Annotated in this window: 19 protein-coding genes and 1 tRNA gene; 5 read left to right on the top strand and 15 right to left on the bottom strand. The window is 73.6% G+C overall.

Features of this window, described 5'->3' with window-relative positions; genetic code table 11:
- Positions 1–5: 5 nt before the first annotated feature.
- Complete coding sequence (locus QWY28_RS15530) at positions 6–1,418, bottom strand: aminotransferase-like domain-containing protein (RefSeq protein ID WP_300953469.1); 1,413 nt, start codon at positions 1,416–1,418, stop codon at positions 6–8.
- On the opposite strand from QWY28_RS15530, the gene QWY28_RS15525 reads away from it, so the two are divergent.
- Complete coding sequence (locus tag QWY28_RS15525; protein ID WP_300953468.1) at positions 1,417–2,445, top strand: DMT family transporter; 1,029 nt, start codon at positions 1,417–1,419, stop codon at positions 2,443–2,445. The two genes, QWY28_RS15530 and QWY28_RS15525, sit on opposite strands and share 2 nt — an antisense overlap.
- Here QWY28_RS15525 and QWY28_RS15520 read toward each other — a convergent pair.
- Together QWY28_RS15520 and QWY28_RS15515 are read right to left on the bottom strand one after the other, a co-directional pair.
- The gene (locus tag QWY28_RS15520; RefSeq protein ID WP_300953467.1) at positions 2,357–2,884 is read right to left on the bottom strand and encodes a Dps family protein; all 528 of its coding nucleotides are present in this window, start codon (positions 2,882–2,884) and stop codon (positions 2,357–2,359) included. The genes QWY28_RS15525 and QWY28_RS15520 overlap by 89 nt on opposite strands.
- 63 nt (positions 2,885–2,947) lie before the next feature.
- Complete coding sequence (locus QWY28_RS15515) at positions 2,948–4,663, bottom strand: acyl-CoA synthetase (RefSeq protein WP_300953466.1); 1,716 nt, start codon at positions 4,661–4,663, stop codon at positions 2,948–2,950.
- Between the two features lie 113 nt (positions 4,664–4,776).
- On the opposite strand from QWY28_RS15515, the gene QWY28_RS15510 reads away from it, so the two are divergent.
- Both QWY28_RS15510 and QWY28_RS15505 read left to right on the top strand, forming a co-directional pair.
- On the top strand, positions 4,777–5,232 hold the full coding sequence (locus tag QWY28_RS15510) for a winged helix DNA-binding protein (RefSeq protein ID WP_300953465.1): 456 nt from the start codon (positions 4,777–4,779) through the stop codon (positions 5,230–5,232).
- A gap of 88 nt (positions 5,233–5,320) precedes the next feature.
- Positions 5,321–5,776 (top strand): hypothetical protein, encoded by a 456-nt coding sequence (locus QWY28_RS15505; protein WP_300953464.1) that lies wholly within the window; start codon positions 5,321–5,323, stop codon positions 5,774–5,776.
- Positions 5,777–5,826: 50 nt separating this feature from the next.
- Here the strand turns inward: QWY28_RS15505 and QWY28_RS15500 are convergent, their stop codons facing one another.
- From QWY28_RS15500 to QWY28_RS15460, 9 genes are all read right to left on the bottom strand, one after another.
- Positions 5,827–7,467, bottom strand: coding sequence for a dolichyl-phosphate-mannose--protein mannosyltransferase (locus tag QWY28_RS15500; RefSeq protein WP_300953463.1), 1,641 nt, complete (start codon positions 7,465–7,467; stop codon positions 5,827–5,829).
- Positions 7,468–7,476: 9 nt separating this feature from the next.
- Positions 7,477–8,808, bottom strand: coding sequence for a UDP-N-acetylmuramoyl-L-alanine--D-glutamate ligase (gene murD, locus QWY28_RS15495; RefSeq protein WP_300953461.1), 1,332 nt, complete (start codon positions 8,806–8,808; stop codon positions 7,477–7,479).
- Entirely contained in the window at positions 8,798–10,126 is a 1,329-nt protein-coding gene (locus QWY28_RS15490) for a MurL-like N-terminal domain-containing (RefSeq protein ID WP_300953460.1), read from the bottom strand. Before QWY28_RS15490 ends, murD begins: the two co-directional genes overlap by 11 nt.
- A gap of 109 nt (positions 10,127–10,235) precedes the next feature.
- Positions 10,236–10,311, bottom strand: a tRNA-Ala gene (locus tag QWY28_RS15485).
- A 49-nt stretch (positions 10,312–10,360) separates the two neighbouring features.
- Positions 10,361–11,017, bottom strand: coding sequence for a histidine phosphatase family protein (locus QWY28_RS15480; protein ID WP_300953459.1), 657 nt, complete (start codon positions 11,015–11,017; stop codon positions 10,361–10,363).
- Positions 11,018–11,019: 2 nt separating this feature from the next.
- Positions 11,020–11,397, bottom strand: coding sequence for a ribosome silencing factor (gene rsfS / locus QWY28_RS15475; protein ID WP_300953458.1), 378 nt, complete (start codon positions 11,395–11,397; stop codon positions 11,020–11,022).
- Positions 11,394–12,041 (bottom strand): nicotinate-nucleotide adenylyltransferase, encoded by a 648-nt coding sequence (nadD, locus tag QWY28_RS15470; RefSeq protein ID WP_300953457.1) that lies wholly within the window; start codon positions 12,039–12,041, stop codon positions 11,394–11,396. Before nadD ends, rsfS begins: the two co-directional genes overlap by 4 nt.
- Positions 12,042–12,046: 5 nt before the next feature.
- Positions 12,047–12,202 carry a hypothetical protein gene (locus tag QWY28_RS15465; RefSeq protein ID WP_300953456.1) on the bottom strand — a complete coding sequence of 52 codons (156 nt, stop codon included), beginning with the start codon at positions 12,200–12,202 and terminating at the stop codon, positions 12,047–12,049.
- A 41-nt stretch (positions 12,203–12,243) separates the two neighbouring features.
- A complete protein-coding gene (locus QWY28_RS15460) occupies positions 12,244–13,503 on the bottom strand; it encodes a glutamate-5-semialdehyde dehydrogenase (RefSeq protein ID WP_300953455.1) in 1,260 nt (419 codons plus the stop codon).
- A 66-nt stretch (positions 13,504–13,569) separates the two neighbouring features.
- Here QWY28_RS15460 and QWY28_RS15455 point away from each other — a divergent pair, with 66 nt between their 5' ends.
- Positions 13,570–14,235, top strand: coding sequence for a hypothetical protein (locus QWY28_RS15455; protein ID WP_300953454.1), 666 nt, complete (start codon positions 13,570–13,572; stop codon positions 14,233–14,235).
- Positions 14,236–14,308: 73 nt separating this feature from the next.
- Here the strand turns inward: QWY28_RS15455 and QWY28_RS15450 are convergent, their stop codons facing one another.
- From QWY28_RS15450 to QWY28_RS15440, 3 genes are all read right to left on the bottom strand, one after another.
- The gene (locus tag QWY28_RS15450; RefSeq protein ID WP_300953453.1) at positions 14,309–15,262 is read right to left on the bottom strand and encodes an electron transfer flavoprotein subunit alpha/FixB family protein; all 954 of its coding nucleotides are present in this window, start codon (positions 15,260–15,262) and stop codon (positions 14,309–14,311) included.
- A gap of 20 nt (positions 15,263–15,282) precedes the next feature.
- Positions 15,283–16,059, bottom strand: a complete 777-nt coding sequence (locus QWY28_RS15445; protein ID WP_439117260.1) for an electron transfer flavoprotein subunit beta/FixA family protein — start codon at positions 16,057–16,059, stop codon at positions 15,283–15,285.
- A 145-nt stretch (positions 16,060–16,204) separates the two neighbouring features.
- Entirely contained in the window at positions 16,205–16,531 is a 327-nt protein-coding gene (locus QWY28_RS15440) for a hypothetical protein (protein WP_300953451.1), read from the bottom strand.
- 81 nt (positions 16,532–16,612) lie between these two features.
- Here QWY28_RS15440 and glgX point away from each other — a divergent pair, with 81 nt between their 5' ends.
- Positions 16,613–18,763 carry a glycogen debranching protein GlgX gene (gene glgX, locus QWY28_RS15435; RefSeq protein WP_300953450.1) on the top strand — a complete coding sequence of 717 codons (2,151 nt, stop codon included), beginning with the start codon at positions 16,613–16,615 and terminating at the stop codon, positions 18,761–18,763.
- Positions 18,764–19,662 lie beyond the last annotated feature (899 nt).

Below are 19,662 nucleotides of genomic sequence, written 5' to 3'. Positions count from 1 at the left end.
TCCGGTCAGCCCTGCCCGACCTCCACGACCGCCGCCTCGAGGGTCCGCGCCGCGGCCGGGAACGACGCCGGGTCCGGTCCCGCGAAGCCCAGGCGCAGGAACGGGCCGGCCGGCTCGGCGGGGAACCACTCGTCACCGCCGGCGAGGAGGAGCCCGTCCCGCTCGCACCGCTCGACCAGGCGCCGCAGCTCGGTGCCGTCGGGCAGCCGCGCCCACAGCGCCAGTCCCCCGGCCGGGACGTGCGGGACGTGCACGTGCGGTGCGTGCTCGGCCAGGGCCGAGACGAGGAGGTCGCGGCGGGAGCGGAGCTGCTCCCTCAGCTGGCGCAGGTGCCTCGCCCGGCCGGGGTGGGAGACGACCTCCAGGGCCGCCGACTGCAGCACGGCGCTGACGTACATCGACTCCGCCGCCTGGTCCGCCGCGACCCGGTCGCGTGCCGGCCCGCGCGCGACGACGGCGCCGACGCGCAGGGCGGTCGAGACGCTCTTGGTCAGCGAGCGCAGGTGCACGACGTGGCCGGCGTCGTCGTGCGCCGCGACCGGCGTCGGCGTGGTCGTGATGCCCAGGTCGTGCGCCCAGTCGTCCTCGACGAGGAACGCCCCCGCCTCGCGGACCACGTCGAGCACGGCGCGGGCCGTGGCCGGGGACCACTGTGCGCCGGTCGGGTTGGCGTAGGTGGGCTGCGCGTAGAAGGCGCGTGCCCCGGTCTCCGCGAGGGCGCGGGCGACCTGCTCGGGGTCGGGCCCGTCCGGGCCGCTCGGCACGGGGACGAGCCGCACGCCGGTCTGACGCGCGGCGAGGATCGCCCCCCAGTACGTCGGCGACTCCACCACCAGCGGGCGCCCCTGCCCGACCAGGGCGCGGAGGACCGACCCGAGCCCGCTCTGCGTCCCCGGGACCACCACGACGTCCCGCGCGGTCACCGGTGCGACGCCCACCGGCGTGGCCGCCGCGAGCTCCTGGGCGAACCACGTCCGCAGCCCGGACAGGCCGGCGGCGGGCGGTCGGGCGACGGACGCTTCACCGCGGGACGCCCGGGCCAGCGCCGCGCGCACGAGCCGCTGCGGCAGGAGGTCGGGGTCCGGGTAGCCGGAGTGCAGCGCGACGACGTCGGCACCGGCGACCCGCAGCGGGCCGGGCCCCGGCGCCGGCTCCCGCCCACCGCGCAGCGCGGCGGTCTGCCAGCCGTAGTCGACGGGCCGGGTGACGACGCGGGGGCGCACGAAGGTCCCCACCCCGGGGCGGCTCTCGACCAGGCCCTCGGCCACGAGTGCGCGGAGCGCCCCCTGCACGGTGACCGGGCTCGCGTGGTGCCGCGCGACCAGCTCTCGCGTCGAGGGCAGGCGGGCGCCCGGCGCGGCGGACCGGACCCAGGAGCGCAGGTCCGCAGCGATGCGCCCACTGCTATCGTCGGCCATGACGAGCAACAGTAGCGCTACTAACCGATGGCTCACACCGCTACCCACCGTCGGGTCCGGGTGGGCGTGGGGCCTCCTCGGCGTCCTGGCCTTCTCCTTCACCGTCCCGTCGACGCGGGTCGCGGTCGCCGGCATGTCCCCGCTGCTCGTGGGGTCCGGCCGGGCCCTGGTCGCGGCCGCGCTGGCCGGGTCGGCACTGGCGCTGACCCGGCAGCGACTGCCCCGAGGCACGCAGTGGCCGCGCCTGCTCGTCGTCGGGCTGGGGGTCGTGGTCGGGTTCCCGCTGCTGACGTCGTACGCCCTCACGACCACGCCGGCCAGCCACGGCGCCGTGGTGATCGCCGCGCTGCCCGCGGCGACCGCCGTCGCCGCGGTGGTGCGCGGGCGCGAGCGCCCGCCCGCGCGGTTCTGGGCGGTCGCGGCGCTCGGCGCCCTGGTCACCACCACCCTCGCGACGGGCGCGAGCGGCCACGTCGGCCGGGCGACCTGGGCCGACCTGCTCCTGCTCGGAGCCGTGGTCGCGGCGGCCCTCGGCTACGCGGAGGGCGGCCTGCTGGCCCGGGAGCTCGGCGCGTGGCAGACCGTCTCGTGGGCGTTGGTCCTGAGCGTCCCGGTGATGTCCGTCCTGACGCTGGTGGCGCTGGACCGGCAGCCCGCGTCGGGGACGCCGACGCAGTGGGCGGCGTTCGCCTACCTGGGCGTGGTGAGCATGTTCCTGGGGTTCGTCGCGTGGTACCGCGGCCTGGCGCTCGGGCCGATGGCCCAGGTCAGCCAGGTGCAGCTCGTCCAGCCCGTCCTCACGCTGGCCTGGTCCGCCCTGCTGCTGGGCGAGCACGTCGGCACCGCGACCGCGGTCGGCGCGCTGGCGGTCGTCGCCTGCGCGGGCACGGCCGTCCGCGCCCGCGCCGCGACGGGGGGACCGTCGACAGCCGCCGGGGTCAGCGGTGGATCGACCGCGGCAGGCTCCGGTTGGCGACGCGGTTCTCGGCGTCGATCATCCAGGCGAGCTGCTCGAGGCGCTCGATGACGACGTGGAGGATGTCCGCGGTCGTCGGGTCCTCGGCGTCCACGTCGTCGTGGATGCGCCGCGCCGTCGCGGAGACGCCGTAGATCGCGGTGGTGATCAGGTCGACGCACTCGGCGGTGTTGACCTCGCCGGCCGGGAACGGCGGGAGGGAGGTCTGCTCGGCGACGGCGGCGGACCGGCCGTCGGGCACGACGTACAGCGCGCGCATCCGCTCGGCGACCTGGTCGGAGAACTCACGAGCCGCGTCGACGACCTCGTCGAGCTGCAGGTGAAGGTCGCGGAAGTTGAGCCCCACGACGTTCCAGTGCGCCTGCTTGCCCTGCAGGTGCAGCTCGATCAGGTCGACGCTGAGCTGCTGCAGGTGCGCGGCGAGCTGCTCGGAGGCGGTGAAGGCCGGCTTCGCGACGTGGGTCTGGTCGGGGTGCAGGAGATCGGTCATGGGACCGACCGTACCGGCTTTTCTGGACCAGTTCCAGAAAGGAGAGGCTCCCCTAAGCAGCGCTTACGCGGGTGCCGGCTGGGCCTGGCCAGGGGCCGTCGCCTGGGTCTTGGCCCAGCGGTAGTCGGCCTTCCCCGACGGCGAGCGCTCGACCAGGCCGACGCGGACCACGGCGCGCGGGACCTTGTAGCGCGCGACGTGCTCGGCGCACGTGGCGAGCAGCTCCTCGTCGGTGACGCTCGCGCCCTCCGCGAGCTGGACGACCGCGACCGGCTCGCTCCCCCACCGCTCCGAGGGCCGGCCCACGACCACCACGTCGCGGACCGCCGGGTGGTGGGCGAGCGCTCGCTCGACCTCCTCGACGAAGATCTTCTCCCCACCGGAGTTGATGGTGACCCCGTCCCGGCCGAGCAGCCGGATCCGCCCGTCCTCGAGCAGGTCGGCCCGGTCGCCGGGGATCGAGAACCGCTCGCCGCCGATCACCGGGAAGGTCCGCGCCGTCTTCGCCGCGTCCCCGAGGTAGCCGAGCGGCACGCGACCGCGCTGGGCCAGCCAGCCGCCGCCCTCCCCCGGCGCCAGCACCCGGGTGAACAGGTCGTCGACCACCGTCGTCGTCGGCACCGGCGCGAACGTCGCGGCGTCGGCCCCCATGCCCTTGAGCGACATGGAGCTCATCTGCAGCCCGGTCTCCGAGGAGCCCGCGGCGTCCATGACGATCATGTGCGGGGCCAGCTCGAGGAACCGGTCGCGCACCGCGGGGGTGAGCGGCGCGCTGCCGTTGTTGATCGCGGCAAGGCCGGACAGGTCGTAGTCACCACGCTCGATCTCGTCGATGAGCGGACGCACGACGGCGTCGCCGACGACGGGGATGCTGACCGCCTTCTCACGGATCGCGGTGCTGAGCACGTCGGCGGCGTCGAGATGGTCGACGTGGTGCGGCAGCACGATCTTCCCGCCGTTGGTGATGGTGTGGAACGTCGACCACTGCGCCGCCCCGTGCATGAAGGGCAGCGCCATCAGCAGGGTCATCCCGCCGCCGGCGGCCCGGGCGGCCTCCGCGATGGCGTCGTACGACGCGTGGGGCTCGGTCGTGCCGAACGGCGTGCCGCCCATCGACGTGACGTAGATGTCGTCCTGGCGCCACAGCACGCCCTTGGGCATCCCCGTCGTGCCGCCGGTGTAGAGCACGAACAGGTCGTCGGGCGACGGCTCGGGCATTCCGGCCGCCGGGGCCGGCGTGCCGAGCACGGACTCGTAGTCGACGGCGCCGGGCAGCAGGTCGTTGCCGGACTCGTCGGCCACCTGCACCAGCACCCGCAGCCGGGGCAGGCGCTCGCGGATCGCGGCGACGCGGGGCGCGAACTCGGCGTGGTAGACCAGCGCGGTCGCCGCGGCGTCGGTGAGCAGGTAGGCCAGCTCCTCCTCGACGTACCGGTAGTTGACGTTGATCGCGGTGGCCCGGGCGCGGTAGCTGCCGAGCATGCCCTCGAGGTACTCGTTGCCGTTGCGCAGGTACAGGCCGACGTGGTCCTGCCCGGACTCGTGCCCGGCCAGCGTGTCCCGCTCGGCGTGGCAGCCGAGGCCCTGCTCGACCAGGAAGTGGGCGAGGCCGTCGGCGCGGGCGTCGAGCTCGCGGTAGGTCAGGCGCCGGTCCCGCCAGACCAGCACCTCCTGCTCGGGCACTGTCGTGGCGACCGTCCGGAACACCGTCGAGAGGTTGAACTGCTGGCTCATCCGCGCCTCCTGGAGGTGGAACAGGTTGCAGAAACCGTAGAGCACCAGCGCGCCGATGTGACGAGCGTTACGGTCATGTCCCAGGGACGGAGACGACGAAGGGTCGTTGACGGGACGCCGGGCGGCCGAGCCGCGCCGGGCGTCGGGAGGAGGTCGGGATGGACCGGGTCGAGGACCTGCTGCACGAGGCCATGTCGGAGTACGCCGTGCAGGGCGACGCCTACCTCGCGCGGGCCGCGGGCCGGCTCTCGCCGGGCATGGGGCGGATGCCGCTGGTCATCCTGATGCGGGTCGACCGCTTCGGCGGGCTGCGCGAGGCCGACCTGACCGCCCAGCTGCGGCTGCCCGCCGCCGAGACCCGCCGCCACGTCGACGACCTCGTCGTGCGCGGGCTGGCCGCTCGCACCGGGGGCGGGTCGCTCGCGCTGGTGCGGCTCACCGAGCGGGCGCGGGAGTTCCTGGAGGACGCCGCCGACGAGCGCCGCGGACGCATCCTCGACGGCCTCGAGGACTTCACGCTGGAGGAGAAGGAGACGTTCGTGCGGCTGATGGCGAAGTTCGTCCAGCGCGACGACCTCGTCGTCCGCTCGCTCGACCTGCCGCAACGCGGCTAGACCGCTCCTCCCCGACCGGAACCGCTGGACCGCGGGGCACGTCCACCCCGGGGACCGCGCAGCCCGCAGCAGGCCCGGAGGAGGACCGATGACCCGGCGGAACCACCTCGCCCGCGTGGCGCTCCTCGCGACGACGCTCCTGGCGACAGCCTGTGGTGACCAAGCCGACGAGCGCCCCGGCGCCGCGTCGGCGCCGCCGTCCGGGCAGCCGTCCGTCACGGCCATCACCTGCACGTCGGACCAGCGGGTCACGGGGATCTTCGACCACGTCGACACCGGTGGCGGCGCTGCCACCGCGGAGGACGCGGTCGCGCGGTTCGCCGGCTCGCCCGCGGACATCCGCGATGGCGGGCCGCCCACGGAGGGGCCCCTCGTCGAGACGGCCGGGGACGAGGGGACGGCATGGCTCCTCCGGCCCGACGGCACGGCCCACACCCGGCTGGGCCTGCGCCGGATGTCGGACCAGACGTGGGTCGTGGAGATGCAGGACGCGTGTGCGGGCGACGCCGACGAGGCGGACGGCGGCCGGGACCAGGAACGTTGAGGGCCAGCGGGCCCACCGGATGAGCGGGACGCCACCCGGAGCCGACCCGGCTAGATCCACCGCTGGAACCAGATCCGGTCCAGCCACTCCCCGTGCGTCAGCAGCCCGTTGGTGAAGATCGGCCAGAACCAGGCGAAGTTCAGGACGACTAGGACGAGGAAGGACCCGGAGACGACGACGCCGGCGGTCCGGCGTGGTGTCGGCACCCGGGACGGCCCAATCATCCGGCCCATCGCGAGCACGATCGCGAGGACCACGAACGGCAAGGACAGGGAGACGTAGAACAGGAAGATCGGCCGGTCGTCGTACTGCAGCCACGGCAGCCACGTCGACGCCGTGCCGACGACCGCGACGCCAGCGCGCCAGTCCCGGGCGCCGAGCCAGGTGCCGACGGCGAGCAGCAGGGCCAGGACGCCGCCCCACCACAGCACCGGGGTGCCGATGAGCAGCACCTGGCGCAGGCAGTCGCTGCCCTCGGGGGCGTCGCAGCCGCGCGTGCCGGGCTGGATGTCGGTGTCGGCGGCGACCCCGACGGGCCGGTTCATCAGCAGCCAGCCCGACGGCTTGGAGGCGTAGTCGTGCTCACTGCAGTTGAGGTAGTGGGTGTGGAAGGTGAACAGGTCCTGGTGGTAGCTCCACAGCGACCGCAGCGACTGGACCACCTCGCCGGCGCCCGAGGCGTCGGGCTGGGTCGCAGTCGGCCAGCGCGCGCCGGAGTCGTCGTCATTGGCCTCGTTGCCGTCGGCGTCGCAGGGCCGCTCGGCCTCGAACTGGGTGTACTGCGTCGAGGAGAGGCTCTTCTCGTACTCCGCGGCGTGCACCAGCCAGCCGGTCCACGACGCGACGTACACGACCAGCGCGACGAGCACCATCCAGGCGAACGCCGGCAGGCCGTCGACCACCGCCGAGCGGAGCGTCGCGCGACGTACGCCGCGGGCCCGGCGGGCGCCGGCGCTCCAGGCCCAGACCAGCAGGCCGAAGGCGGCGAGGGGGTACGCCGCCGTCCACTTGGTGCCGAGCGCGAGCCCGAAGAACACACCCGCCCCGAGCAGCCAGGGGCGCCACAGCAGCCCCCGCACCGGGCCCCAGCCGCGGACCACCGGGTCGGGGGCCAGCGCCGCGAGGCGCGCGCGGTACCAGTCACGGTCGGCTACCACGCACGCGACGGCGCAGAGGGTGAAGAACGCGAGGAAGATGTCGAGCAGCGCCAGGCGGGACAGCACGAAGTGCAGCCCGTCGAAGGAGAGCAGCAGGCCCGCGACCACGCCGAGGGTCGTCGACCCGGTCATCCGGCGCACCAGCCGGACCATCACCAGGACCATCAGCGCACCGACGACCGCGGACGCGATCCGCCAGCCGAACGGGTCCATGCCGAACGCGCGCTCCCCCAGGGCGATCAGCCACTTGCCGACCTCGGGGTGGACGATCATCGACGGCTCGGACTCCCACAGCCCCTGCGTGGTGCCGGCGAGGATGTCCTCGTCCGCGCCGTCGACGTACTCGCGGACGTAGCCGTGGTTGGCCAGCGACCAGGCGTCCTTGGCGTAGTAGGTCTCGTCGAACTGGAACTGCCGCGGCTCCCCGAGGTTCCACAGCCGCAGGGCGAGGGCCAGCAGGGCGACCCCGACCGCCGCCACCCACGAGACGACCGGGCCCTCGCGGCGGGCCGCGACGGCCGGTGGGATGCGCACGCGCCGAGGTTACCGACCGGAAGGGGCCGTCGAGGACCGACCCGCGGCGGCCCGGAACGCCGCCGATCGCTCCTCGAAGCTGGCGAACTCGTCGAAGCTCGGCGCTCCGGGCGACAGGAGGACCACCTCGACCTGGGCGGTCCCGGACGCCCAGGTCAACGCGGTCGCGAAGTCCGGTGCCAGGCGTACCTTGTCGAGCTCGCGCGCCAGTCGTGCCCCGGCCGGGCCGACGGCGATCGTCGAGACGCGCGCGGCCGGGTCGCGCCGCGCGAGGTAGTGCACCAGCGGCGCGAAGGACAGCCCTCGGTCGGCTCCGCCGGCGAGGAGCACGACCGGCCGGTCGGCGTACGTCTCGAGCGCGGCGACCACCGACTCCGGGGCTGTCGCCAGGCTGTCGTCGACCCAGACCCGGCCGTCCCCGGACGGCACGACCTCGAGCCGGTGCGCCAGCGGGGCGAAGGTCTGCGCGGCCGCGAGCAGCGCCGAGCGGTCGGTGCCGTCTTCCAGGAGCGTGACCGCGGCCAGCGCGAGCGCCAGGTTCGCCAGGTTGTGCCGGCCGCGTAGCGCCACCTCGCCCGCGGGCACGGCACCGACGCCCGACCAGGCCAGCCCCTCGTCGGTGACCGCGAGGCCGAGCTCCGGGGGGTCGACCAGCCGGGTGGCCGGCGACAGCCGGGCCGCCACGAGGTCGGCGAGGTCGCCGGCGAGGTCCGGCACCACGACCACCTCCGGGCCGTGCGCGACGAGGTTGAGCTTGTCGGCGACGTACCGCTCGTAGCCGCCGTGCCAGGGCAGGTGCTCGGGGTAGAGCGAGGTGACGACGGCGACGCGCGGGGAGCAGGTGAGGTCGGCGGCCTGGTAGCTCGAGACCTCCGCGACCGCGACGCGCGCGCCCGACCGGTCGCCGACGGTGACCGGCGTGCCGCCGTTGCCGACCAGCGCGGCGGGGACGCCGGTCGCCTCGAGCAGGTGGTGCACCAGGCCGGCGGTGGTGCTCTTGCCCTTGGTGCCGGTCACCGCGACGACCCGCTCGGCGTTGTCGTGCAGCCACAGGTCGGTCAGCGAGGTCACCGGCACGCCGAGCTCGCGCAGGCGCAGGAACTCCGGCGCGGTGTGCGGCACGCCGGGCGACTTCACGACCACGTCGGCCGCGGCGAGGCGGTCCAGCGCGGCGGGGCCGGCGACCGCGACGTCGCGCAGGTCGGCGGGCACGTCCTCGACGCCGGTGAGGGCGACGGTCGCTCGGACGCCGCGTGCGGCCAGCTCGGCGACTGCGGCTCGGCCCTCGCGGCCCGCGCCCCAGACGACGACCGAGCGGCCGGCGAGCTCCTCACACCGCACGGGCGACCGTCTCGAGCGCTGGTGGCAGGAGGTGCTCGCCCTCGCGGAAGGCGAAGACGCGGTCCCGCTCGGCCGCGGTCGCGGTGACGCCTGCCAGCTCGGGCCGGGCGAGGAACGGGTGGTCGCGCCAGTCGGGGTGCTCGCGCAGCAGCGAGACCGCGACGCGGCACTCGTCGGGCTCGCCGACGCACTCGAACGGCTTGAGCAGCCCGTCGGTTCCGAGCAGCTCGAGGAACCCGGTCAGCTGGGACCCGTCGGCGAACATGTCGCGCCCGCCGAAGACGTCCAGCAGCGCCTCCCGCGGGAGGAACGGCGCCAGGCAGAGGAAGACGAACTGGCACTTCGGGCAGTCGGCGCACCAGGACGTCCGGTCGCTCTCGCGGAGCTTGAAGGCGCGGTTGCAGCTGGTGAAGACGCGGTGGTACGCCGTGTGGTCGGCGAAGCGGCGGGCGATGCGGAGCTCGGTCACCGGCCGCAGCAGGGAGACGTACGTCGGCGCGCCGGCCGGCAGGCTGTCGCGCAGCAGCCGCTCGAAGTCCAGCCCCTTGGACCACTGGTGGTTGATCGTGCGCCCGTGCCACGCGACGTTGCCGAACGACGAGCTGGCCTCGTTGCTGAACACGACCGTGTCGTGGCCGAGCGCCAGCGCGGTCAGCACCGCGAGCAGGGAGTTCACCGCGGTCACCGGGACGTGGCCGTTGGGTGCCCCGGCCGCGTTGAGCTCGAACAGGTGCGGGTCGAGCCGGCGACGCACGGTCGCCAGCGCGACACCGGCGACCTCGGCGGTCGCCTCGATCGGGGCGTAGCTGTTGACCGAGAACAGCCCGATCTCGTGGCCGGCCGCGCGGAGCGCCTCGATGGAGACGATCGAGTCCTTGCCGCCGCCCACGGCGACGAGCAGCCGCTCGGGCACGCCCGGTCCGGGGCCGGCCGTGGGCCCCGGCTCGGGCAGCTCCGGGCCCAGCACCTCGGTGTCCAGCACGGCGGGCAGGTCGTTGACGTAGGCGAACTCCCCCAGGCCGTTGCCGGCCAGCTCGACCAGGAACCGCCGCTCGCGCGTGGTCACCCCACCCGGCACCGCGACCGGCACCGGCGCGAACGCCTTGGCGTAGCTCAGCGACGCCGCCAGCGACAGCAGCCGCAGCACCCCGTCGCGGACGGCCGGGTCGACGTGGTCGAGGGTCCCGGGCAGCTCGACGACCTCGGTGAACTCGTGCAGCCGCCGCTCGCCCGCCACGGCGGCGTACCCCAGCGACACGGTGCGGCCCTCGAGGACCGGTGGCTCGCAGACCAGTGCCTCGACTCCCGCGTCCACCACGGCGCAGATCCTACGTCCCGCCGGGGTCCGGGCCGGTCAGGCGTCGCCTCTCCGCCTCCGGAAAGCAGAAGAACCCGACGGCCACGCCGGCGGGTTCTGTCTTGGTTCCTGGTGGAGCTGAGGGGACTCGAACCCCTGACCCTCTGCATGCCATGCAGATGCGCTACCAGCTGCGCCACAGCCCCAGGTCGCTGCCGTCCGGGTCTCCCCGTCAGGCGGCTCGCAGAATGTTACTCATAGGGGTTCCGAAGACGAAATCGGGGTGACCCCGTACGCCGCGAGCACTACGCGACCCGGCTCCGAGACCGTGCCGGGGCGCTGCTCGAGGACCAGCCAGTGGCAGTTGCGCAGCGCGCGCAGCGACGCGGCCGCCTCGTCGGGCCAGCCGAGCAGCGCGGCCACGCCCACCTTGATGGCGCCGCCGTGGGAGACGGCGACGGTCGTCTCCCCCGCGGGTGTGGCGGCCAGCGCGTCGCGCAGCGCGTCGGCGACCCGCGTGCGCAGCGACGCCAGGCCCTCACCGCCGGGCACGACGTCCCAGTCACCGGCGAGGAACGCGGCGAACTCCGCCGGTGCCTGTGCGGCGTACTCCGCGTGCGTCATCGTCTGCCGCTCGCCGAGCATCGCCTCGCGCAGACGCGGGTCGTGCTCGGCCTCGAGGCCGGCCCCCTTGGCGACGTACGCCGCGGTCTGGCGGGCGCGCGCGAGGTCGGAGGTCACCAGACGGGTCGGGCGGTACGCCGCGACGTACGGCGCCGCCGCGGCGGCCTGCTCGTGACCGACCCCGTCGAGCTCGACGTCGTGCTGGCCCTGGATCCGCTTCTCGGCGTTGTACGCCGTCCGTCCGTGCCGCAGCAGCACCAGCCGCCGCGGCCCGGGCTCAGCGACCACGGTCAGCGCTCGTGCGAGACGACGTCCGCGGGCAGCGCGATGGTCGGGCAGTCGCGCCAGAGCCGCTCGAGGGCGTAGAACGCACGCTCCTCCTCGTGCTGGACGTGCACGACGATCTCGCCGTAGTCGATGAGCACCCAGCGACCGTCGCGCTCGCCCTCGCGGCGGATCGGCTTCGCGCCGATCTCGCGCAGCTTGTCCTCGACCTCGTCGACGATGGCCTTGACCTGGCGGTCGTTGGTGGCCGAGGCGAGGACGAAGGCGTCGGTGATCGCCAGCTGCTCGCTGACGTCGAAGGCGATGATCTGCTGGGCGAGCTTGTCGCTGGCCGCGCGGGCGGCGGCGTGGACGAGCTCGAGGGCGTGGTCGGTGGCGGTCATGAGTCTCCGAGGGTGGTGTCCGGCGGCGAGGCGGCCGGGGCGTCCGGTGGGTAGAGGTCGTGCTTGGCGATGTACTGCACGACACCGTCGGGCACGAGGTACCAGACGGGCTCGCCGCGGCGGGTGCGGGCACGGCAGTCGGTGGAGCTGATCGCCAGGGCCGGGATCTCCACCATGGTGACCCGGTCCGCGGGGATCGAGGCCAGCGTGGCCTCGTCCATGGTGTAGCCCGGCCGCGTGCAGCCGACGAACTTCGCGAGGGCGAAGAGCTCCTCGGCGTCACGCCAGGTGAAGATGTCGGCCAGCGCGTCGGCGCCGGTGATGAAGTGCAGGTCCGCGTCGGGCATGGCGGCGCGCAGGTCCCGCAGGGTGTCGATGGTGTACGTCGGCCCGCGCCGGTCGATGTCGACGCGGGAGACGGTGAACCGGGGGTTGGACGCGGTCGCGACGACCGTCATCAGGTAGCGGTGCTCGGCCGGCGAGACGCCCCGGTCGGACTTCTGCCAGGGGTCCCCGGCGGGGACGAAGACGACCTCGTCGAGGTCGAACCACGCCTGCACCTCCGCCGCCGCCACGAGGTGGCCGTGGTGGATGGGGTCGAAGGTGCCGCCCATCACGCCGACGCGGCGTCGGCGCTCGGTCATGGTGCTCAGCTGTGCTCGCGCCCGCCGCCGAAGGCCACCAGGGCCAGGAGCATGCCGAGGAGGATGACCAGGGCGACCGCACCGACGCCCCAGCTCAGGGCGTGGTCGACCTCGTGGTGGGACTCCTCGGCAGCGGCGAGGACGACGAGCGCGTTCAGCATGGGCCCAGCCTACCGGGGCTCCGCCGTCCGCGCGCGGGCGGTCAGCGGACGTGCCCGTCCCCGGTGACGACGTACTTGGTCGACGTCATCTCCGGCAGCCCCATCGGGCCGCGGGCGTGCAGCTTCTGGGTGCTGATGCCGATCTCGGCGCCGAACCCGAACTCGCCGCCGTCGGTGAACCGCGTCGAGGCGTTGACGAGCACGGCCGCGGAGTCGACCTCCGCGACGAACCGGCGCGCCGCGCGCTGGTCCTCGGTCACGATCGCGTCGGAGTGCCCGCTGGAGTAGCGCCGCACGTGCGCGAGCGCCGCGTCGAGGTCGGGCACGACGGCGGCGGAGATGTCGAGCGAGAGGTACTCGGTGGCGAAGTCGTCCTCGGTCGCCGGCACGACCCCGTCGTGCGCGGCGAACGCCTCGTCGCCGTGGATCGTCACCCCCGCCTCCTGCAGCGCGACGACGACCCGTGGCAGGAACGTCGCGGCCAGGTCGGCGTGGACGAGCAGCGACTCGGCGGCGTTGCAGACGCTGGTGCGGTGCGTCTTCGCGTTGAGCACGATCGCGAGTGCGCGGTCCAGGTCGGCCGCCCGGTCGACGTAGACGTGGCAGTTGCCGACGCCGGTCTCGATCACCGGCACCGTCGACTCCTCGACGACCGAGCGGATCAGTCCGGCCCCACCGCGCGGGATGAGGACGTCGACGTGGCCGCGGGCCCGCATGAGCGCCTTGACCGTGTCGCGGGAGTCGCTCGGCACCAGCTGGACCACGTCGGCCGGCAGCCCCGTCGACGCCGCCGCGGCGCGCAGCACCTCGACGACCGCGGCGTTGCTCGCCGCCGCGCTGGAGCTGCCGCGCAGGAGCACGGCGTTGCCCGACTTCAGGCAGATGCCGGCGGCGTCTGCGGTGACGTTGGGCCGGGCCTCGTAGATCATCCCGACGACGCCGAACGGCACGCGCACCTGCCGCAGCTCCAGGCCGTTGGCCAGCGTCCCGCCCCGGACGAGCTCGCCGACCGGGTCGGGCAGCCCCGCCACGTCGCGCAGCCCCTGCGCCATGGCGGCGAGCCGGTCGTCGGTCAGCCGCAGACGGTCGACGACGTTCGGCGGCGTGCCGCCCTCCTCGGCGCGGGCGACGTCCTCGGCGTTGGCGGCCAGCAGCATCGGGGCCTGCGCCAGGAGTGCCGCCGCCATCGCCTCCAGGGCGGCGTCCTTCTCCGCGCGGGTCGCGATCGCGAGGACGCGCGCGGCCTCGCGCGCCCGGACGGCGAGGCCGAGGACGTCGTGCTCGGTGGTGCCGGTGCTCATGGCTCCGAGCGTAGTCAGTGCGGCGCCCGGGGTTTCCACAGGCCGCCGGCCGGGGACGCACTGCGCATGACCCCTCGCCCCGTCGCGTACGCCGCCCCCGTCCTGGCCCTCGCCCTGCTCGCCGGCGGATGCTCCGGGGACGACCCCGCCACTCCGACCGACGGCCCCGCACCGACCAGCTCCGCGCCGACGTCCGCGGCCACCTCGTCGGACTCCTCGACGCCGTCGGACCGCGCCACCACCACCCCCGCGGCGCCGTCGCGACTGGTCGCCGAGGACCCGGGCAGCTCGGTCGCCTGCGTGCAGCGGTTCCGCGCCGGGGACCGGCTGTCGATCTACGACCCCATCCTGGTCGCCGAGGGCGACGTCACCATCACGGGGATCGACGTCGTCCCGAACACCGGCCTCCTCAGGTTCCTGCCCCGGCAGCAGGTGGTGACCGTAACTGCCGACCCCGCCTTCGGCCCCGGCATCGCGTACGGCGACGACTGGCCGATCGAGCGCAACGCCGAGCTGCGCGAGAAGACCGAGTGGGCGGACCGCGGACCCCTCGTCGGACGCGAGGTGGCCGACGGCGAGCGCATCCTCCCGTTGCTGGGCCTCCGCGCGGCGCCCCAGGCCCGCGGCGACCTCGTGCTGGAGGGCATCGACGTCCACTACCGGAGCGCCGGGGGTGACGCCGGGACGGCCCGCGCCGAGATCGGCACCCGTCTCACCCCCGGCCGCTGCTGACCCGCGGAACGGCGACGGCCCGCCCGAGCAGGTGCTCGGACGGGCCGTCGTACGCGTGCGGGTGAGGCGGAGCTCAGCCCTTGCGCTTGTTGATCTCCTCGGTGGCGGCCGGGAGGACCGAGTGCAGGTCGCCCACGACACCGAAGTCGACGAGCTCGAAGATCGGGGCCTCCTCGTCCTTGTTGACGGCCACGATCGTCTTCGAGGTCTGCATGCCGGCCCGGTGCTGGATCGCACCGGAGATGCCGTTGGCGACGTAGAGCTGCGGCGAGACGACCTTGCCGGTCTGGCCGACCTGGAAGGTGTGCGGCATCCAGCCGGAGTCGACCGCGGCGCGCGAGGCGCCCACGGCCGCGCCGAGCGCGTCGGCGAGGCCCTCGATCGGCTCGAAGTTGCCGCCGGTGCCACGACCACCGGAGACCACGATCGCGGCCTCGGTGAGCTCGGGGCGACCCGACGCCTTGCGCGGCTGCTGGGCCACGATCTGCGCCTTCTTGGCCGAGTCGGAGATCGTCGCGGCGAACTCCTCGACGGTGCCGGCGGCGCCGACCTCCTCCACCGGGGCGGAGTTGGGCTTGACCGTGATGAGCGGGACACCCTGGGTGACCTTGCCCTTGACGGTGTAGTTGCCCGCGAACGCCGCCTGGGTGACGACGCCGCCGTCCTCGATGTCGACGGCGTCGGTGATCAGGCCCGAGCCGGTCTTGATCGCGAGGCGGGCGGCGACCTCCTTGCCCTCGTAGCCGGAGACGAACAGCACGCCGGCCGGGGAGGTCTTCTCCACCAGCTGGGCGAGCGCCTCGGCCTTGGGGGCCACCAGGTAGCCCTTGATCTCGGTGTCGTCGACGACGTACACCTTCTCGGCGCCGTGCTGGCCGAGCTTCTGCGCCACCTCGGCGCCCTTGTCGGAGGAGCCGAAGAAGACCGCCGAGGCCTCGCCCAGGCGGCGGGCCAGGGTGAGCAGCTCGAAGGTCGGCTTGCGGATCGCGCCGTCGACGTGGTCGACGACGACCAGGACTTCAGACATCTCTCGTTACTCCCCGGTCCTCAGATGAACTTCTTCGACACGAGGAACTCCGTCAGCGCAGTCGCGCCGGAGCCGTCCTCGTCCTTGACGATCTCGCCGGCGGTGCGCGGCGGGCGGGCCGTGGTCTCGGTGACCTCGGTCCACGCCACCGACAGGCCGACCTCGGAGGCGTCGACGCCGATGTCGGAGAGCGACCAGGTCTCCAGCGGCTTCTTCTTCGCCGCCATGATCCCCTTGAACGAGGGGTAGCGCGCCTCGCCGGTCTGGTCGGTGACCGACATGACCAGCGGCATCGTCGCGCCGATGACCTCGGTGGCGGTGTCGGAGTCGCGCTTGATCCGCACCTGGTCGCCCTGCGTCTCCACGACGGAGGCGAAGGTGACCTGGGGCAGGTCGAGCCGCTCGGCCAGCATCGCCGGGACGACCGAGCCGGAGGCGTCGGTCGACGCCATGCCGCACATGACCAGGTCGACCTTGTTCTCGGCGCCCGCCTTCTCGACGGCCTTGGCCAGCACGAGGGAGGTCGCGACGTAGTCGGAGCCCGCGATCGCCTCGTCGGAGACGAGGATGCCCTGGTCGGCGCCCATCTGCAGCGCCTTGCGCACCGCGTCGACGGCCTTCTCCGGCCCCACGCAGAGCGCGGTGACCGTGCTCCCCTCGTTCTTCTCCTTCAGCTGCAGCGCCTGCTCAACGGCGTACTCGTCGAGCTCCGACAGGAGCCCGTCGACGCCGACTCGGTCCACGGTGTTGTCCGACTCGAACTGCCGGTCGGCAGTGGAGTCGGGCACGTACTTCACACAGACAACAATGTTCATGGTGTCGGCCGGGACGGCCCCTCCTGTGCACTCGGATGTGCTCGTGAGGCTACCGCCGCGTCAACATGCACGAAACAGAGGCCGGCGGTGGACTACCTCACAGCCCGCAGCCCTGGCGCGCCGCCGCTCAGGGGCGTACGACGCGCTCGACCACGCGACCCACGACGAGCCACGCCACCGCCCCGATGCCCCAGTTGAACAGCGCGTTCTTCGTCTCCGCGTTGCCACCGTCGAACTGCTTGATGCCGTTGTCGCGCGAGAAGATCCCGAGGTCGACCGCGTCGGCGACGTCCAGGACGAACGAGACCAGCGCGTTGTCGCGGTTCGCGTCCAGCGCGATGCACAGCGCACCGACCGCCAGGAAGATGGCCGCCAGTGCGAACAGCGTCCACAGCGCCGTGGCGACCTGTGCCCGTGCCTTCGCGCCGCCGGTGAGGCCCTTGATCCGTGCCATGCCGCTCCCTGAGTCCGATCCCGAGTGGTGCTGTCGGGGCATTGTGCACCGGTCCCGGACGGGGTCGGCGACAATGGGCCGGTGAGCCCGAGGATGTGGAGGAGCGAAGGCGAGCGCGCCGCCGTCTGGCCGGGGCGCGCCTGGCCGCTCGGCGCGACCTGGTCGGAGGAGGCGACGAACTTCGCCGTGCACGCCCCCCGAGCGACGACGGCGTGGCTGTGCCTGCTCGACGACGAGGGCGGGGAGACCCGCCACCGGCTCACCGAGCAGACTCTCGGCATCTGGCACGGGGCGATCCCGGGCGTGGCGCCGGGCACCCGCTACGGCTACCGGATCGACGGTCCGTGGGACCCCGCCGCGGGCCTGCGGTTCAACCCCGACAAGCTGCTGCTCGACCCGTTCGCGCGGGCGGTCTCCGGCTCGCTGACCGTGGACCCCGCGATCTTCGGCTACACCATCGGCGATCCCGGGACGCGCAGCGTCACCGACTCCGCGCCGTACGTCCCGCTCGGCGTCGTCGTCCACGACGAGTTCGACTGGGACGGCGACCAGCCGATGCGCCGCCGCTGGCGCGACACCGTCATCTACGAGCTGCACGTCAAGGGCATGACCGCGCTGCACGACCGCGTGCCCGAGCACCTCCGCGGGACGTACGCCGGCCTGGCGACGCCCGCGGTCGTCGACTACCTCAAGGACCTCGGCGTCACCGCGGTGGAGCTGCTCCCGATCCACCAGTTCGTCCCGGAGCCGGCCCTGGCCGAGCGCGGGCTGACGAACTACTGGGGCTACAACACCCTCAACTACTTCTCCCCCCACAACGGCTACGCCGCCTCCGGCGACCGCGGGCAGCAGGTCACCGAGTTCAAGGCCATGGTCAAGGCGTTCCACGACGCCGGGCTCGAGGTCATCCTCGACGTCGTCTACAACCACACCGCGGAGGCGGGCGCGCTCGGGCCGACCCTGTCGTTCCGCGGGTTCGACGACTCGATCTACTACCGCGTCGGCAGCGAGGTGCCGGGCGAGCCGGCGCCGGACACCTACTGGGACGTCACCGGCTGCGGCAACACCGTCGACGCCGCCCAGCCCTTCGCGCTGCGCCTGATCCTCGACTCGCTGCGCTACTGGGTCACCGAGATGCACGTCGACGGCTTCCGCTTCGACCTCATGTCGGCCCTCACCCGGGTCGACCGGAAGGTCGACATGGGCTCCCACCTGCTGACCGCCATCGGCCAGGACCCGGTCCTGCGCCACGTCAAGCTCGTCGCCGAGCCCTGGGACGCCTCCATGGACGGCTACCGCGTCGGGGAGTTCCCGCCGCCGTGGGTGGAGTGGAACGACCAGTACCGCGACGAGATCCGCGACTTCTGGCGCAACCACTCCCCCGGCATCCGCCAGGTCGCGACCCGGCTCGCCGGCTCCAGCGACCTGTACGCCGACGACGGGCGCTCGCCGTACAACTCGATCAACTTCATCACCGCGCACGACGGGTTCACGCTGCGCGACCTGGTGACCTACGAGCACAAGCACAACGAGGCCAACGGCGAGGACAACCGCGACGGCACCGACAACAACCGGTCGTGGAACCACGGCGTCGAGGGCGAGACCGACGACCCGGCCCTGATCGGCGTACGCCGCCGGCAGGCCGCCAACATGATGGCGACCCTGTGCCTGTCCAACGGCGTGCCGATGATCACCGCCGGCGACGAGCGCGGGCGGACCCAGCGCGGCAACAACAACGCCTACTGCCAGGACAACGAGACCTCCTGGATCGACTGGCGCCCCGACGACGCGTGGCTCGACGTCTACGAGGTGACGAAGGCGGCGCTGCGGCTGCGGCGCGAGCACCCGGCGCTGCGGCAGCGGCACTGGTTCGAGGGCCGCCCGACCATCCTCGGCGGCCCCAAGGACCTCGCCTGGCTGCACCCCTCGGGCCGCGAGATGGAGGCCGAGGACTGGCACGACCCGGACCTGCGCACGATCGGCATGTTCGTCTCGGGCGCGCCGCTGCGCTCCCCCGGCCCGCGCGGGGAGCAGCAGGTCGACAAGTCCTTCATGCTCTGGTTCAACGCCACCTGGCTGCCCCAGCGGATCGAGCTGCCCGAGAACGACTGGGTGCAGAACGGCGAGGTCGTCCTCTCGACCGACGCCCGGCTGCCGGTCGGCACCGAGGCCAAGGCCGGTGACCGGCTCACCCTCGGCCGCCGGACCGTCGTCGTCCTCCGCGAGGCCTGACCCGCCGGTCGAGCCGCGCCCTACCGCTGGTCGAGCAGGCGAGCGCCAGCGAGCCGTGTCGAAACCCGGTGACCGTGGCTACGGCCCTGCGCCCCTCACCGGGTTTCGACACGCTCAGGCCCCAGCGGGCCTTCACTGCTCAACCAGCAGGGACGCGCCGTACCCTACCGCTGGTTGAGCAGGCGAGCGCCAGCGAGCCGTGTCGAAACCCGGTGACCGTCCCCACGGCCCTGCGCCCCTCACCGGGCTTCGACACGCTCACGCCCCAGCGGGCCTTCACTGCTCAACCCGCAGGGACGCGCCGTGCCCTACCGCTGGTTGAGCAGGCGAGCGCCAGCGAGCCGTGTCGAAACCCGGTGACCGTCCCCACGGCCCTACGCCCCTCACCGGGCTTCGACACGCTCAAGCCCCAGCGGGCCTTCACTGCTCAACCCGCAGGGACGCGCCGTACCGCTGGTTGAGCAGGCGAGCGCCAGCGAGCCGTGTCGAACCCCGGTGACCGTCCCAACGGCCCTACGCCCCTCACCGGGCTTCGACACGCTCAAGCCCCAGCGGGCCTTCACTGCTCAACCAGCAGGGACGCGCCGCGCCGTACCGCTGGTTGAGCAGGCGAGCGCCAGCGAGCCGTGTCGAAACCCGGTGACCGTCCCCACGGCCCTGCGCCCCTCACCGGGCTTCGACACGCTCACGCCCCAGCGGGCCTTCACTGCTCAACCCGCAGGGACACGCCGCGCCGTACCGCTGGTTGAGCAGGCGAGCGCCAGCGAGCCGTGTCGAAACCCGGCGACCGTCCCCACGGCCCTACGCCCCTCACCGGGCTTCGACACGCTCAGGCCCCAGCGGGCCTTCACTGCTCAGCCAGCAGGAAAGGCCTTCGCTGCTCGACCAGCGGGCGTCTG

Source organism: Nocardioides oceani (assembly GCF_030412965.1).
GTDB lineage: Bacteria > Actinomycetota > Actinomycetes > Propionibacteriales > Nocardioidaceae > Nocardioides > Nocardioides oceani.
Note: the sequence above shows the minus strand (reverse complement) of the source record. Positions and strands in the feature narration are given on the sequence as shown.